Origin of the sequence: Enterococcus sp. 3C7_DIV0644 (genome assembly GCF_002141235.1) — a bacterium.
GTDB classification, from domain to species: domain Bacteria; phylum Bacillota; class Bacilli; order Lactobacillales; family Enterococcaceae; genus Enterococcus_D; species Enterococcus_D entomosocium.
In genome coordinates this window covers 3,344,609-3,360,008 of record NZ_NGLK01000001.1, presented here as the reverse complement: position 1 = coordinate 3,360,008, position 15,400 = coordinate 3,344,609, and the positions used below count along the sequence as shown (strand labels likewise).

The 15,400-nt window shown below is 42.6% G+C and carries 14 protein-coding genes; 1 reads left to right on the top strand and 13 read right to left on the bottom strand.

What is annotated here, in order from left to right; translation table 11 throughout:
• Positions 1–70 precede the first annotated feature (70 nt).
• From A5877_RS15895 to A5877_RS15840, 12 genes are all read right to left on the bottom strand, one after another.
• On the bottom strand, positions 71–298 hold the full coding sequence (locus tag A5877_RS15895; protein WP_005229963.1) for a hypothetical protein: 228 nt from the start codon (positions 296–298) through the stop codon (positions 71–73).
• A gap of 64 nt (positions 299–362) precedes the next feature.
• The gene (locus A5877_RS15890; RefSeq protein WP_086317257.1) at positions 363–1,235 is read right to left on the bottom strand and encodes a VOC family protein; all 873 of its coding nucleotides are present in this window, start codon (positions 1,233–1,235) and stop codon (positions 363–365) included.
• A 165-nt stretch (positions 1,236–1,400) separates the two neighbouring features.
• Entirely contained in the window at positions 1,401–2,234 is an 834-nt protein-coding gene (locus A5877_RS15885; RefSeq protein ID WP_176273494.1) for a sugar phosphate isomerase/epimerase, read from the bottom strand.
• Positions 2,235–2,383: 149 nt separating this feature from the next.
• On the bottom strand, positions 2,384–3,877 hold the full coding sequence (locus A5877_RS15880; RefSeq protein WP_086317253.1) for an extracellular solute-binding protein: 1,494 nt from the start codon (positions 3,875–3,877) through the stop codon (positions 2,384–2,386).
• A gap of 3 nt (positions 3,878–3,880) precedes the next feature.
• Positions 3,881–5,473, bottom strand: a complete 1,593-nt coding sequence (locus A5877_RS15875; protein WP_086317251.1) for a glycoside hydrolase family 43 protein — start codon at positions 5,471–5,473, stop codon at positions 3,881–3,883.
• Positions 5,470–5,916 (bottom strand): DUF4064 domain-containing protein, encoded by a 447-nt coding sequence (locus A5877_RS15870; protein ID WP_086317248.1) that lies wholly within the window; start codon positions 5,914–5,916, stop codon positions 5,470–5,472. Before A5877_RS15870 ends, A5877_RS15875 begins: the two co-directional genes overlap by 4 nt.
• Positions 5,913–6,830: a pectinesterase family protein gene (locus tag A5877_RS15865; RefSeq protein WP_086317246.1), complete on the bottom strand. Its 918-nt coding sequence runs from the start codon at positions 6,828–6,830 to the stop codon at positions 5,913–5,915. Before A5877_RS15865 ends, A5877_RS15870 begins: the two co-directional genes overlap by 4 nt.
• Positions 6,791–7,681 (bottom strand): dienelactone hydrolase family protein, encoded by an 891-nt coding sequence (locus A5877_RS15860; RefSeq protein ID WP_086317244.1) that lies wholly within the window; start codon positions 7,679–7,681, stop codon positions 6,791–6,793. The genes A5877_RS15865 and A5877_RS15860 overlap by 40 nt, the downstream gene beginning before the upstream one ends.
• Positions 7,678–8,994, bottom strand: coding sequence for a glycoside hydrolase family 28 protein (locus A5877_RS15855; protein ID WP_016613304.1), 1,317 nt, complete (start codon positions 8,992–8,994; stop codon positions 7,678–7,680). Before A5877_RS15855 ends, A5877_RS15860 begins: the two co-directional genes overlap by 4 nt.
• Positions 8,991–10,112 (bottom strand): glycoside hydrolase family 105 protein, encoded by a 1,122-nt coding sequence (locus A5877_RS15850; RefSeq protein WP_016613303.1) that lies wholly within the window; start codon positions 10,110–10,112, stop codon positions 8,991–8,993. Before A5877_RS15850 ends, A5877_RS15855 begins: the two co-directional genes overlap by 4 nt.
• Positions 10,113–10,278: 166 nt before the next feature.
• Positions 10,279–10,956 carry a YesL family protein gene (locus A5877_RS15845; RefSeq protein WP_086317242.1) on the bottom strand — a complete coding sequence of 226 codons (678 nt, stop codon included), beginning with the start codon at positions 10,954–10,956 and terminating at the stop codon, positions 10,279–10,281.
• A 15-nt stretch (positions 10,957–10,971) separates the two neighbouring features.
• Positions 10,972–11,940 carry a sugar ABC transporter permease gene (locus tag A5877_RS15840; RefSeq protein ID WP_008381525.1) on the bottom strand — a complete coding sequence of 323 codons (969 nt, stop codon included), beginning with the start codon at positions 11,938–11,940 and terminating at the stop codon, positions 10,972–10,974.
• Between the two features lie 259 nt (positions 11,941–12,199).
• On the opposite strand from A5877_RS15840, the gene A5877_RS15835 reads away from it, so the two are divergent.
• Positions 12,200–13,087, top strand: coding sequence for a carbohydrate ABC transporter permease (locus A5877_RS15835; RefSeq protein ID WP_008381527.1), 888 nt, complete (start codon positions 12,200–12,202; stop codon positions 13,085–13,087).
• A gap of 62 nt (positions 13,088–13,149) precedes the next feature.
• On the opposite strand, the gene A5877_RS15830 is transcribed toward A5877_RS15835, so the two are convergent.
• A complete protein-coding gene (locus A5877_RS15830) occupies positions 13,150–15,363 on the bottom strand; it encodes an AraC family transcriptional regulator (protein ID WP_086317240.1) in 2,214 nt (737 codons plus the stop codon).
• Positions 15,364–15,400 lie beyond the last annotated feature (37 nt).

Here is a 15,400-nt window from a genome sequence, read left to right as displayed (position 1 = left end):
CCATTCCCCATTTTTTCTTAGCGTAAACAAAAAACCGACCAATCTTCCTGTTTAAGATTGGCCGGTTTCTTTATTTTTTGGTTTTGATTGGTACCATGGCTTTGCGCCGATGCTGTTTCATTATTGCTTGAAGACCATAGACACCAACTCCGATAATTCCTGCAAAAGCCGAAAAAGCAATAAAAATCACAGGAGACGCCCCACTTTCTATTAATTGTTTCCCTTGGACAAAGAAAAATAAGCCCATGCTGATCAATAATGCTAGAAATAGTGATTGTCCCGCCCCGTTTTTTTTCATGCTTGCTCTCCTTTTACTTGATTATAGGTTATTCTCTCATTTCATGAATGAAAAAACCTCCATCTTAAGGCTGATTCTTTCTTTCGATGATCAGATTGATCCCATTCGGATCAGTCAAATGCAAGCGGCTGTCTGTTTCTAACTCATAAGAAACGCCACTTGCCTTTAGATGACTTCGTAACGTAGAAAAAGCAAAAGCTGGCAAAACGATCGTAAAGTACGCTAAGCCTAGATCCTTTTCCTCCATAGCTGGAACATTTCTTCCCATCCAAATATTCGATCCGATATGGTGATGATACGAACCAGCAGCAAAAAACTTTGCTTGGCTACCAAAATCTGAAGTCAAACGCATGCCTAAAACTTCGGTGTAGAATTCTTCTGTTTTTGCCAGATCCGCCACTTTCAAATGGACATGCCCCACCGTGGTGCCAACTGGAAAAGTCGTTTGTGATCGGTCAGCGGCTCCCAGCACGCCTTGCGCGTCCATTTCGATAGTAACGCCCACGATCTCACCGTCTGCTCGAATATCCCATTCACTCTTCGGTTTGTCACGATACACTTCGATCCCGTTTCCTTCTGGATCGGTCAGGTATAACGCTTCACTATACCCATGATCGCTAGCACCATCCAGAGGGGCTTTGGCCTCCAAATAATGAATCAGCATATTTCCTAGGTCTTTACGGCTAGGCAAAAGAAACGCCGTATGGAAAAGGCCTGTTTTCCGTGTCAAAGGCAACGGATCACTTACCTTCTCTAGGACTAAAAGCTCTTGTGTCCCCACGCCCAATCGCGCGTGATCTACACTTTGCTCCAATAAAGTTAGGCCAATCACGTCCGAATAAAACCGGCTCATTTTTTCCATATTCGCTACTTTTAAAACGACTTTGCCAATTGCGGCTGTTGCATCGATTTGATAGGTTGATTGAATCATTGTCATCGCTATTTCCTCTTTTCTAAACAGTTAAGTTCACTTGTACCTTTAAGTATAACACTAACTTTTAGTAAGTAAATAAATCTGCTTGTTGAGGAAAGGATTCCTTGATCTCCCGTGACTCCTTGTAACAAAGCTTTTCCTCATCAGTCACAATCAAAGACAGCTCGCTCACCTTTGCAATGCTTCAATCAGTGAAATGGCCGGCTGCATCGCTTCTTCGGTCGTCCCTTCTAACACAACATAACAAAATGGCTTGTATTCAGCGGTGATGGCCAATAGTTGTTGATAATCAATCCTTCCTTCTCCCAATGGCACTACCTTGATTTTACCATCGATTACTTGATAGTCCTTCAAGTGCAAGCAAACGATGGCATCATCAAAGCGGGAAAAAGCTTCCCTTGTCAAAGCGACTTGCTCTTGATAGTTCTTCGCCGTAATCAGATTGGTTGGATCAAAGATGATCCCTAAATAGTCAGACGGTACTCGTTCCAGCAATTCTTCGATTCGATCGATCGATGATAGTGGATGATTCAAGCCCGCTTCAATCCCTAGCATCACTTGATGTCTCTTAGCCACTTGGGCCAAACGCTTGATCACCTGAACCAAATCATCGAAAACGACGTCACTGAAATTTTCCTCGGTATACCCCATATTTGGCAAAACCGAACCAGTTTCACTTGCAACCATAGCTGCATCAAAGTATTTGGCATGTGCGAGATAGGTCTCGAATCTGGATAAAATCGCTTCCCGTTTTTCCAGATCAGGATGGATCAGATTACTATAACAACTCAATAAAGCGACCTGAACATAAGATTGACCAAAAACACGTTTGAAAAAGCGGCCTAAACCAGGGCTTAATTGCTCTGGCTCTGCCCATTGCGGGAAGGATTTATTTAATGCAAATTGAATGTTATGAATGTTTTTGGCGGCAATTTTTTGCGCTAATTCTTCTGGGGACCCATAATTCTTTAAATCATGCCCCCGAACAGTTAGTTGAAACATAGCTTCTCCTTTCTTCACTGCTTTTGAAGCAAAAAGAAGACCAAGCAGCGAATCACTTCAACTGGTCTTGGTCTTCCAATCATTCAGCAGTAGCGGCTCCTCACTTCATCCATTCCTTCTCAACAGATGATCAGAACCTTTTGTGACCTTTATTGTTGTGAACGATAATCTTCCGTGAACTCATCAATGATTTGCTGTCCACCATTTCTTAAGAAGGTTTCGATCGCTGTATCAAACCCATCGATCTCGATTTCCCCAGTCATATATTGGTAGTAAGCGTCTGAGATTCCTTCAATCAAGCTTGACCATGAACGATCATAGGTTTCAGAGGTCAGCGATTGTGCAGGATTGATCACCGCAAACTCTTCATTTTCCCGAATCTTTTCATTGGCTAAGTTGACATATGGGTTGCTTGAAGGGAAAACTGTTACTAATTCTGATGGACGAGACGAAGAAAATGGTTGTACTTCTTGTTGCCACTTCGTATCATCTAAACGGACATAGACACCCTCATCATCAATTTCATAATGGACCCCTTCGATCCCTTGCGTCATCAAGGTAAACGGCTCTTCGTCCATCAAATCGTTGATAAATTTCAAAACAACACGTAAGTCTTCTTCGGTTTCAACATTGTTTTTCGGAATGGCTAACCAACCGCCCATTCCACCATTGGTATCAGAAAGGATACGACGTTCCACATTTTCATGGACGATATCATTGATCAAGACCCATTCCATATGCTCTTCATCAGTACCAGCTGCATCATCAATGTAGTTACGTACTTCTTGCAAACCACTCAATACAATCCCACCACGACCTTGAACGATATAGTTCTTCTGATCATTTTTCGCCATTACCGCAAAATCAGAATTCATCCAGCCGTTATCATAGATATTACGGAACCATTCCATTGCTTCTTTGTATTCTGGTTGCATAAAGGATGGCATCACTTCATCATCATCCGTGATCGTAAACCAATTGTCTGCACCAAAGTAACCTGAAAGTGAACGGAACCCAACATTAAAGGACTCATCACGTTCAACGAATCCGACCGTGTCATCTACCCCATTGCCATCTGGGTCTCCTTCTGTAAAGGCTTGTGCCACAGCTGATAATTCTTCTAAAGTCGATGGCACGTCCAACCCTAAATTGTCTAACCAATCTTTTCTTACGAGGACACCATAACGAGCGATCGGTTTTAGAAACGGTACACCATAGATATGACCATCGATCCGAGAAGATTCTAAGCGATCCTCAGAAATTTCTGCCAGATTCGGAAACTCTTCTAAATAGGGTTCCACATCCCAGAACATTCCAGATGCTAGCGAACTACGGACGGTTGTGTTATTGATTTCTGTCAAACTTACGATATCTGCTAAAGAATTTGACGCTAATGCTGCATTCAAGCGTTCTGTTTTTGATGCGTCTGGCACCCATGTAAAGTCGATCTCGACCCCTGTATATTCTTCTAACTGTTGTGTTACATCCCCAGACGGAGGTGAAGCAGTATGCAGCATCGCCATCCAAGAAATACTTGTTTTTTCATCACTTTCTGGTCCATCAGATGAACCTCCGCCATCGCCGCAGCCTGCTAAAAACAGTCCTGCACATAATAATAAACTTGCTACTTTCAACTTTTTCATTCGTTACCCTTCTTTCTCTATTTTTAGGGAATCATCATCGAGCGGATCTTTCCCTTGATACTTAAAGTACGTAAAATCGGCATAGCTTCCAGCAAAGTGATCTAGATCATGGGCACTGATTCCAATGAAATTCCCTGTAAAACCACCAGACAAGAACTGGATGTTTTGCTTTTTAAAGGGATGCCACGTTTGTGATTGCCGATAGAACCATTCTGCTTCTAGATAAGAACCGACTACTTTCAATCCGATCGGCTCACTTGAAGCAGCGAGGGGCAATTTATCTGGGAACAAGTGAAATTCTCCTTCACAACACCGAATCAGACGAAGGATCTTGCCGTCTTTTTCATCATAAGTCACATAGAAAAACAAATAGTTTTCTTCGTTTAAGAACAGCGACAATCCAGCCATCTGATTAAACGATTGGGGGTGGTATTCCATCACTGTTTCAGCTTCAAAACAAAAGTCTTGTTGACGAATCGCCAATAAGTGCTTATGAAAGTTCGATTGCATCGATTCTCCGCCGATCAATCGCAAATACCCTGGTCGCTTACTCAGATTGCACCACTCTTCATTGGGCAGCAATCGCCTACCGTTCCATGCTTTTTGCAATGATCCTTTAAAATCATCCATAAAAACAGCAGGTGATGCCCTTTGCTTCTGAGCGTCGCTAGCGAGTCTGATGGTTTGATCTGGGATCGTATCATCATTGCTAAGACGCAGCCATCCTTCGTGATCCCAATAGACGGTTTGGAGTGCCGTCTCTCGTCCAAGGATCGCTGCCTCTTCTACTGGCCGAGTCATCAAATAGCTCATGACCCATTCTCCTGATGGTGCAATCGTCAAACTGCCATGACCTGTACATTGAAAAGGGGAATCTTCGCGCTGATAGGCACGCATCATGGGAAAATGCGGATCTACTTCATAAGGCCCAGTGATGGTTTTACTACGACAAACCGTTACCGCATGACCTGCACCCGTTCCTCCTTCTGCCGTCAGTAAGTAATAACACTCATTGTGGTAATAAAGATGCGGTGCTTCAGTCTTCGCCAGCTGGGTTCCAGAAAAAATTGGCACTCTGTCACCGATCAATCGGCCTTGTACTTCAGAGTATTCTTGGAGCACGATCCCCACCGATTTATTTGGTGTATCCTTACGATAATCCCAAAGCGCATTCAATAACCAGATACGCCCCTCTTGATCATGAAACAAGGACGGATCAAAGCCACTACCATTTAAGTAAATGGGCTCACTCCATGGCCCATGAATCGTAGGAGCCGTGATGAGATAGTTTCGACAGTCTTTGAAGGGACGTGTCGTGTTTCGAACATTTGTATAGACACAATAGTATTGTCCGTTTGCGTAACTGATTTGCGGTGCCCAAATGCTGCAATTTGCTGTGTTACCTAATAAATCCACCTGATTGGTCAGAATATCTGTTTCATGGGACCAATTGACTAGATCTCGAGAACAGTAGACCCGAATTCCTGGCAACCACTCAAAGGAAGAAACCGCTAAATAATAAGTATCCTCGACTTTTAAAATACTCGGATCAGGATGAAACCCTCTTAAAATCGGATTATTGATCATTGCCTTCATGCAACCCCTCCTTGTTTGCTGACTGTGTCCGTTGTTTTTTTGTTGTGTCGGTCATCGCGATGGAGAAAACAAAAACCCGCCGCTAAAAAGAAACAAAAGGCAATCGGAAAAGCGATCATTTGACTACCAATCAATGTCACGACACCAGTCAAAAAATAAATAGCACAAGATTGCTTTCGATAATTACGATAGCGAACAAGCATCGTCGCCACTGAAACCAATATCAGGAGTGCCAACAGCGTGAAGCCAAACCAAGCACCGAGTGTTTGAAATTGCACCAATGCTGCTTCTGCCGTCATTTGCTTCAGTACAGTGGGAAACACACGTTGAAAGATCTCTTCGAACTGCTGGACAGTCATTTGATTGATCGCCAAGGAAAAGCCGCCCATCAACACCAGAGCGAGAACCATCCCGATCCAGCCAGACCATTTTGCCTTGCTCATTTTTCTATCACTCCTTCGATAGTCACCCATTCAGGACGTTTGGGGCTTGTTTGGTAACAACACATTCGCTCCGTGAACGCGACCGTTTGGTGGCTTGCTGTTTTTCCCCAATCAGACCATCCGCAAGGGGCGAGCTGTTGATCAAAGCAGCAGGATAAAAAGGTGACTTTGGCGTCATTACGCCAAGGACGGCCTAAATAATAGGCTTTGTCCCCTGTCACTCGGCACCGATCGAAGGTTAACCCGCTTGCTTGTTTGCTGGTTGAGGCAGCAGTAACGTAGTTCGTTTGTGGTGTATTTTTACAATGCAAGCGACACTCTTCAAAGGTGGCGGAACCACCGCCAAAAATAAAATCGACTGTTCCACTGATCCTGCAATGCAAAAACAAACTCTGTTGTTGGTCAAAGATTGTCTTTCGCCAAGGACTGATCATTGGTTCACCTTCTTTGGTATATTTTGGCAATGGACCCAGACACAAGGTATCTTGAAAAGCATCGAGATGACAGCGTTCGAAGCGAATGTCATCCCCTTCGATATAGACGGCAACTGCTTGCCCGACTGCTTGCCCATACCCTGCGTCATTGATGATGGTCAGGTTTTTTACAAAGACTTCTCGGCTATTGATAAAGAGCGTCGCTGTTTGAAAGGTTCCTCTTTTTTGCCCATTTTCATCGGTTTGCTCGGCAGCCAAGTGGTAGCATAAGAACGTGTTAGGTTCCGCGATCAACGTAAGCTGGTTTTTATAGATTTTCACCTGTTCTTGATACACGCCAGAGGCGATCGTGATCTCACAAGGTGCGTTTAAGGCTTCAGCAGCCAACACGGCTGCTTGGATACTCGTAAAATCACCCTTTTGCGGCTCTTTACTAACCTTTAGCTTGATAGGAGGTGTTGTTTTAGAAATTCGATCCACTGCGCTCTCATCTCCTTGGTTTCTTCATGACCACCTGGCAAGCAACACGCCTGCCAATGCTCCTTGTAGCCTATTGCTTCATAATGCTGCCCGACCTGCTGATCCAAACGAGCGACACCGCTTGAGGGGCAGCCACGATCCTCTTTGCCAACCAAACTCAAACGCGGGCGTGGTGCGATCTGTTTTTGGATCGCCGCAGTCGTAAAGTCTTTCAACACATTAGGAACATAATAGTAAAACCCATGTTTGCTTAGACGGTCCTCTTCGATCAATGCTTGATAGTCCACTTGTGCTGCCATGTCCACCACCACTGATATCCGTTCATCTAGCGCTGCCAACCACCAGCTCATCAAGCCCCCCATAGAAAGTCCCAATGTGGCGATAGCGGAATGTTTCACTTCTTTACGGGAAGCAAGATAGGTTAAAAACTGTTGATTGTCATAGATTCGTTGTCCCCATAATGTTTTGCCTTGCAACAGAAACCGCTTGTAGCTATCATTCTCACCGTTTTTTCGTTCGCCAAAGCCCCACATGTCGATCACTCCAACGGTGACGCCCAGCTTCATAAATGCAGCGAATAGGCTTTCTTTTTGCATATACGGTGGACTTTGTCGCAGTTCTTCTTTCCCCATCGTGAAGTCGCCGCCATGAGAATGATTGAACAAAACGAGTGGAGCAGGTTGCTGAGAGCTGGGATAAGCAAAGTATGCAGGGACATCCTCTTCTTGATTTAATCGTAGAAGTAAATGTTCCAAGGTATAATTTTGCACCTGCTCTTTTGTTTGCTGAACCACTTGTGGTGCAACTTTCATATCAGGACCTAGCAGCTGAAGTAACTGAGGATCCCTCACAAAAAATCTCCTTGAAATGCCAGAGGCTGACGATTCTCAAATGACTGTGTGACGGTGATTTCCCGGCTATTCTCGATATGGAACGCTTCAGTTACACCTTCCAAATTGATACGATCAAACTGAATATTCCGTCCACAGCCAATATAAAAACCTTGTTTTGTCATCTCTTCGATACCTGTCATCATCGCAGGCTTTCCTGGAATTGGGTGCTCAGCCATAGAGACGGCAATATCTTGGAAAGTGATATCTGAAATAAATTGTTCAGCCAAGCCATAAACAAACCCAGCGGCCGCATGGACATTCCGAGCCGAGATATTTGCAAAATGAATTCTCCGGAAATGAGGGGTTTCCTCGGTGATCGGGTACGGATTTTTATCCCAAACATACTTTTCTTTGCCTTTCGGTCCACAGAAATAGTAAAGATTTAAAGTGAATGGACAGATGACATTATCCATCACAATGTTATTCACTCGAATATCTTCGATCGTTCCGCCACGTCCACGACGTGATTTCAAACGAACCCCACGATCGGTATCTTGAAAAATACAATTACTAATAGTGACATTACGAATATCGCCGCTCATTTCACTCCCTAGAACGACGGCCCCATGCCCATGAAGCATATGGCAATTTACGATCGTGATATTCTCACAAGCGACCCGTTCTTTAGTGTCCTCCGTTCCTGATTTGATGGCGATGCAATCATCACCAACATCGATATGACAGTTACTGATGCGGACATTTTTACAAGATTCAGGATCGATCCCATCCGTATTTGGCGAATCCGCTGGATTTTTGATGCGAAGATTATCGATCGTTAGATTTTGACAAAGAATCGGATTGACGGTCCAACTGGGTGAATCGACAAGACGGATATCTTTCAACGTAATTTGCTGGCAAGAGTCAAAACTGATTAATTTTGGTCGTGGATAAGCAAGCTGTTCACGATTTTCCCGAAAGGTCTTCCACCATCTTTGCCCTTGCCCATCAAGCATTCCTAGTCCTGTGACAGCGATATTTTCCGCATTCTCGGCATATAAACAAGAGGCATAAACTTCCCGTTTGACCCCTTCCCAGCGAGACACGACGACGGGATAGTCTTTGGGATCATCAGAAAATACTAAGGTCGCCCCCAATAGTAGGTGCAGTTCAATGTTACTTTTTAAAAAGAGCGCACCCGTCGGATAGCGTCCTGCTGAAAAAGTGATTCTGCCTCCTCCTTGTTGATGCAATTCATCAATTTTTTCTTGAATCGCTTCTGTCAACAGACCTTCTTTTCCTTGTAAATCAGCTGTAGTCAATTGGATATTCATTTCTTGCTTCCTTCCTCCGTTAATGGTTGCAGCAGTAAACTCGCTTGTAAAAAGGCACCGTATCCTTTGAAATCATTCGTGATAACGGGTTCACTGATATAGTAAACAAACGTACCATCCCGATTATCTGGTCCACCAAGACCAGCAACTTCACAGTTTCTGATCAGATTCAACCAACCTTCTTTTGTTAAAAAGACAAACTCATCCAGCAATCCTTGATAGGTCTCTTGGGCAAACACTTGCCATTTTTGATCGATGATCCCTGCTTTGACCGCTTTCGCTGTTGCGTAACAAATCATTGAAGAAGCGGATGCTTCTAAATAATTCCCACGCTCCCTGCCTTTATCTAAGACTTGATACCACACTTTTTTCTGGGGATCTCTTACTTTAGCAAGAGGTTCTAGACAGGAGACAAACATGTTTTCTAATGGATTCTTCAGCTCTGATTCCCCTAATAGCACCATCGTATCTGTGAGAGCCATCATGAACCATCCCATTGACCGTCCCCAGAAATTTTTTGAACAACCGGTCTTGGGATCTGCCCACGGCTGGACTTTTTGTTCATCCCACGCGTGATACAAAAGACCCGTTTTTGGATCTAGGGTATGCGTAAAGCATAAGGTGAATTGCTTGATTACATCTGCCAATGCTTCTTCTTTATCAAATGTCAGTGCGTATTCTGTCAAAAATGGGGCCCCCATATATAAGCCATCTAACCACATTTGATACGGATAGATTTTTTTATGCCAGAACCCGCCTTCGCTCGTTCTTGGCATCTGCTGTAATTGTTGATACAGCGTGTCCAAGGCGATCTTGTATTTTGACGCTCCTGTTTCTTTGTATAGCAAGAATAAACATTTGCCATTATTGATGTAATCGATATTCATCGCATCCATCTGATAGTTTTTGATACGACCGTCTTCGTCAATATAAACATCCATCGTGTTTTGGATATAGTCGAAATAGCGTTTGTCACCAGTCTGTTCATAGGCTTCTTTCACGCCTTGCAAAACGACCCCGATGTCATAGGACCATTTTCCGTGATAAATTTTTTCTTTGCATAAGTAGTCATAGCGCTCAAATAATGTGTTCAAAGCAATTTCCGAATAGTTCTTCATGTACGATACTTCCTTTTATTGTAGTCTCCTCAATTCATAGAGCTGTTTCAATGAATCCGTTTTACTGGCTGTATTTCATGAGGGTTCAACTTGTTTTGCTATTTTTCAGGTGTTCTCTAGTGACCGTTTTGTTCACGGACTAGTAAAAGTCTTTGAGCCGTTTTCTTTAGATAATGACCTCATCTCCTTTACTGGCAACGGTTTGCTCCGTAGTCGATGCCGTTTTTGAAACCACCTGATCTGTATCAATTGGGTGGATATCTTGAAGAATTTTTTTACCAGCAAGGGCAAAAACACCACCAACTAAGCTGCTCCCCATCAAAATGAGGCCGATCAAGAAATAGCTGCCAAGAACTAAATAGCCAACGATCAAAATCGACCAACTAATGATCGAATAATGCAGATAGCCTAAACCTAACAACGCACTCCCTCGCAGGATCTCAAACACGGTCACAAAGTTAGTGGCTGCCATGACGGTATACACGTGCATGAATAAAAAGAGAAACGCAATCAAAAAGAGGACATTCGCTACTTGGATAAACCATGGAAATGGCGCAAATATGTTGGTGATCACGATCGCTGCAATGATGAGAAACAACCAACTGATCAGCACCGATTGTCGGAACCGTTCTTTACTATAGTAGAAAAAAATTTTGATCAAAGGCGGTCGTTCGTGAAGACGAAGCCAGCGATCATAATATTTCATCATGGCATACGAGGCTGGTCCGATTCCCAAAAAGATTCCCCCCAGAAGTGTCACACTTAGCCAAAGAAAATGAAGGGCGATCAGGGTCAAAAACGCGGTTAGCCCATCGTTGATTTTCGTGATTTTCTCAATCGTCATATGATCCCCTCTTTCTTAATAGATACCATCTTCCCCAATTTTTTTCGCCAAACGATTCGCAAAGACAACGAGGATCAAACCTACAAGACCTTTAAACAGCCCAACAGCTGTCGAGTAACTCAATTGACCATTTTGAATCCCAGCGGTATAGACAAAGGTATCAAAGATTTGGGCAACCTCACGGTTCATTGAGTTCATTAATAGGAACATATGCTCAAAGCCCATATCTAAGATCGAACCGATTTTTAAAATCATTAAGGTCACAATCGTCGGACGAATACACGGCAACGTGATGTGCCACATTTTACGTAGTTTGCCAGCCCCATCCATATCCGCAGCTTCATAAAGCTGTTCATCAACATTGGTAATAGCGGCTAGATAGACGATCGTCCCCCAACCGGCACCTTTCCAAAGATCTTGGAAAATGTACATTGGACGTAGCCAAGTACGGCTAGTTAAGAATGGGATACGTTCCCCACCAAGACTTTCGATCATGTTATTGATCACACCGCCTTCAGTCGTCAACAGGACGTAGAAGATTGAAACTACGATCACCCACGACATAAAATGAGGCAAATAAATAATCGTCTGGATACTTTTTTTCAAGCGACGGTTATTTACTTCATTTAACATAAGCGCCAATAAAATAGGAAAAGGGAAGGAAATCGTGATATTTAAGAAAAACATGATCAGCGTGTTGCGCATCAACATCACAAAAGTATCTTCAGTAAAGAGCCGAATAAAATGAGTAAACCCAACAAAGGGACTGCCTAAGATCCCTAAGAATGGCTGGTAGTCTTGAAAAGCGATGACTAAACCGCCCATTGGAATGTAACGAAAGATAATAAAATATAAAATACCTGGCAATACCATAATATAGAGCGCACGATTTTTTCTGATTTGCGCCCATTTTTTCTTTTTCAACCGCAGTCGCTGTTCTTCTTCAGTAAGTGGTGAGAAGTAATTATCAACTTTTGTTTCCATACTTGTTCCTCCGAGTTTTTTTGATTTGATAGTCCCATGGTAGCGTGTAAGAAAGATAACGTATATAATCATTTTCTCAGCATTGGAAAGGCATACATTTTTTAGGATTATTTCTCAGTCGAATTGGAAAACCATTGATTTATCAACGTTTATCATGATTGTGATTTTTTTAACATGTAAAAGTGATTATATACGTTGTCCCCGCCTCATGATACGTTGGAAATACCTATTTAAGTAAAAAAAGATGGAGGTTTTTCCTATGCAACAAACCCTAAAAAAAACGAACCGCCCGAAGAGTGAACGGGTTGTTCAAGGATTTATTATCGGTTTTCTACTACTCTTTACCTTAATGTGTCTCTTGCCTTTTCTGAACATTCTCGGAAGCTCCTTTGCTTCTTCTTCTGAGATTGCGACACGAACATTTATCATTATCCCACGTGAATTTAGCTTAAATGCTTACCGGTATATTCTCTCGACTCCCACGATTTTTACGAGTATTGGTGTTTCCCTTTTTGTGACCATCGTCGGAACGGTTCTTTCAATGATCTTGACCTCTTTTATGGCCTATGCTCTTTCAAGAAAATATTTGCATGGACGTGGCATCTTCAATTTTATTGTCGTATTTACGATGTTGTTTAGCGGAGGGATGATCCCAAGTTTTATTTTGGTACAAAGCCTCGGCTTGATCGATTCTCTCTGGGCACTGATCTTACCGAGCGCCATCAGTGCATATAATATGATCATTATGAGAAACTTTTTCCAAGGGATTCCTGATAGTTTAGAGGAATCAGCAAAAATGGATGGTTGCTCTGATTGGGGCGTCTTTTTCCGTATCATCTTACCTCTTTCCTTACCATCGATTGCGACGATCTCTTTGTTCTACGCTGTTAGTTATTGGAATACTTATCAATCAGCGATTTTGTACATCAATGATTCAGCGAAATGGCCGATCCAAGTGCTCCTTCGACAAATCGTGATTGTCTCCAGCGGGATGAACGCCGATGCCGCTAGTGTCGATGTTGTCCCCCCAGCACAATCCGTGAAAATGGCCGTGATCGTCGTTGCGACTTTGCCAATGTTGATCGCCTATCCATTTGTCCAGAAGTATTTCGTGAAAGGTGCCATGGTTGGTTCCGTCAAAGGGTAACCAACAGGCAGCAAAGAAAAAAAGCGTTTTTTGATCAACGATCAAAAAACGCTTTTTTTCTTTTAATCTTTGGATCGTTTGCGATACTCTCCGGGTGTCATCTGTTCTTTCTTTTTGAAAAAGCGGATGAAGTTTTGAGAGTTGGTATATTGTAGGTTGGCGGCGATTTCTTTGATGGTCAAATCGGTTTCTCTTAACCACTTTTTCGCGACTTGCAATCGATAGTTTTGTAAGTAATCGGCAAAATTGATGGATAATTCCTTTTTAAACACATTACTTAAGTAATTGGCATTATAATGCAACTGTTCAGCAATGCTATCTAAGGAGAGATCTTGGTCGTATTGTTGGTGTACGATCAAGACCATCTTTTCAGACAAGGAGCGAATTTCTCGATCTGTTTTGGCTTGTGTCGTTTCAACGATAGGTAAAACTAACTCTTGATAGATGATTTGCTCAACTTTGAACAAACTGGTTTGGTTGAGCACGGATTGATAGACTTTACGACTATTCTGCAAGCTAGTATGATCTGCTCCTAGGAGTTGTCCTAGCTGAACGATACTGTTGATCAACTTAAACAAGGCACTTTCAATCGTCAACGGATTTTTGTTTTCATGAATGATTTCGCGTACGACTTCTGTGTAACTCGTTTTGATGGTCGCTAGATCCCCACTACGCATTGCATCCAAAAAGGTGCTTTCTGCTTCTCTAGGGTACTGAACGATCGCGTTATTGTCTAATTGTGCCGCAATGTCGTCAAAAAAGATAATGACTTCTTCCCCTAAATTCATTCGATAGTGCAAGGCTTCTTTAGCGTTATCAACCGCTAATTTGGTTTCTACGAGGCGGTCGTAGGATTGTGAGACCCCACAACTTATTTTGATTTTCAAGTAATCTTTTGCCGCTTGATGGATCTTTTGACAATAGGTCAATACTTGTTTTTGGTCAACTGATTCAGGAAGCTTTAAAATTGTTCCTTGGGTTTCTTGACTGGAGATGATTGGCTGAAAACGCAAATTGGCCGGAATGATTTCAGAAACGAGATTCTCGATGGCAAGCAAGAAAATATCAATAGTCGCTGTTTCTCGTCCACACAAATCATCGATTTGAATCAGTAATACGGCAAAGTGTTCCGTTTCGGATACTTCATACCCAAATTGTGACAGTTTTAAGTGACTATCTGCTTCTGAGATACAGCCGCGAAACAAGTTTAATAGAAACAAGGATTCTAACTCGGGCTTTTGATGTTCAACTTTAACAGCAAGATCGTGGTTTTGATGTAAGACCTGGTCGATATCGGAAATCAACTGATTAACTTCTAATTTCTGACCTTGTTTTTTTGGCTTTAAAAGCTCACCGATCCGATTGATGGGTGAGGTAGCCACGATCGCAATGCGATAGGATACTAATAAAAAGAGGATGATCAAAAGACTGCCAATCACGATCAAACCGCTTCTTAATTCACGGATTGCTTGCGAAACGCTAGCAGGCGCCAGACGGATCACATGATACCACTGATTGTAATCCGATTGTGTGACCACATACTTATTGTTTTCTTTGTCAGTGAAGATGCCATCGCCGTGGGCAGCTGCAATCATTGTTTCTTGTAAGGCAGAATCGATCACTTCACCATTATCGAAAAGCAGTTGTCCGTCCGCATGAAAAATATTCAAAAAGGAATCGTCATGATCTGCCACCAACTGCGCAATGGTATGGTCTTGGATTTCAGCGATCCCCAAAGCAGTGGTTTCCTGTCGAAAAACAGGCAGCGTCATCACCATTTTTAAATAGCCATCTTCTGGCAACCAATACAAGTAGCGTTGGTTGTCAATCAACGCTTGAAAAGCAGCGAATTCAGTATCATCGATCTGTTTTAAGGAGCCTTCTTCGATTTTCCAATGCTGATTCAAATTCACCAATTGGTAGCTGGCGTTTTCGATTCCCATCACACCAATGTAAGCCAGTTGCGAATTGATCTCGCGCACTTGTCGATAATTCGTCACGGAAAACGGCTGTTCCATCGTATCGGAAAAGCTTTGCGTGCTGCTATATGTAGAAAAGGCATACTCCACCATCTGAATTTTTTGATCCAGATTTTCTTTGACTTGGTTGACCAAATTATGTTGACTTTGCAAAAACGTTTCTTGAATGTTTTGATACGTTCGATGATAAATGACCCCACTAAACCCAATGATTAAAGCGCTACCAATCAGAAAAATCAAAATAAATATTTTATAAAACAAGTTGGACGTTTGATGATAGCTTAAAAAGAATTTCATAGACTCCCTCCCATTACCTAACTATCTTCTTTTATAC

Coding starts and splice junctions, on each gene's coding strand:
- A5877_RS15895 (WP_005229963.1), bottom strand. CDS start 298: ATGAAAAAAAACGGGGCGGGACAATCACTATTTCTAGCATTATTGATC.
- A5877_RS15890 (WP_086317257.1), bottom strand. CDS start 1,235: ATGACAATGATTCAATCAACCTATCAAATCGATGCAACAGCCGCAATT.
- A5877_RS15885 (WP_176273494.1), bottom strand. CDS start 2,234: ATGTTTCAACTAACTGTTCGGGGGCATGATTTAAAGAATTATGGGTCC.
- A5877_RS15880 (WP_086317253.1), bottom strand. CDS start 3,877: ATGAAAAAGTTGAAAGTAGCAAGTTTATTATTATGTGCAGGACTGTTT.
- A5877_RS15875 (WP_086317251.1), bottom strand. CDS start 5,473: ATGAAGGCAATGATCAATAATCCGATTTTAAGAGGGTTTCATCCTGAT.
- A5877_RS15870 (WP_086317248.1), bottom strand. CDS start 5,916: ATGAGCAAGGCAAAATGGTCTGGCTGGATCGGGATGGTTCTCGCTCTG.
- A5877_RS15855 (WP_016613304.1), bottom strand. CDS start 8,994: ATGAATATCCAATTGACTACAGCTGATTTACAAGGAAAAGAAGGTCTG.
- A5877_RS15850 (WP_016613303.1), bottom strand. CDS start 10,112: ATGAAGAACTATTCGGAAATTGCTTTGAACACATTATTTGAGCGCTAT.
- A5877_RS15845 (WP_086317242.1), bottom strand. CDS start 10,956: ATGACGATTGAGAAAATCACGAAAATCAACGATGGGCTAACCGCGTTT.
- A5877_RS15840 (WP_008381525.1), bottom strand. CDS start 11,940: ATGGAAACAAAAGTTGATAATTACTTCTCACCACTTACTGAAGAAGAA.
- A5877_RS15835 (WP_008381527.1), top strand. CDS start 12,200: ATGCAACAAACCCTAAAAAAAACGAACCGCCCGAAGAGTGAACGGGTT.
- A5877_RS15830 (WP_086317240.1), bottom strand. CDS start 15,363: ATGAAATTCTTTTTAAGCTATCATCAAACGTCCAACTTGTTTTATAAA.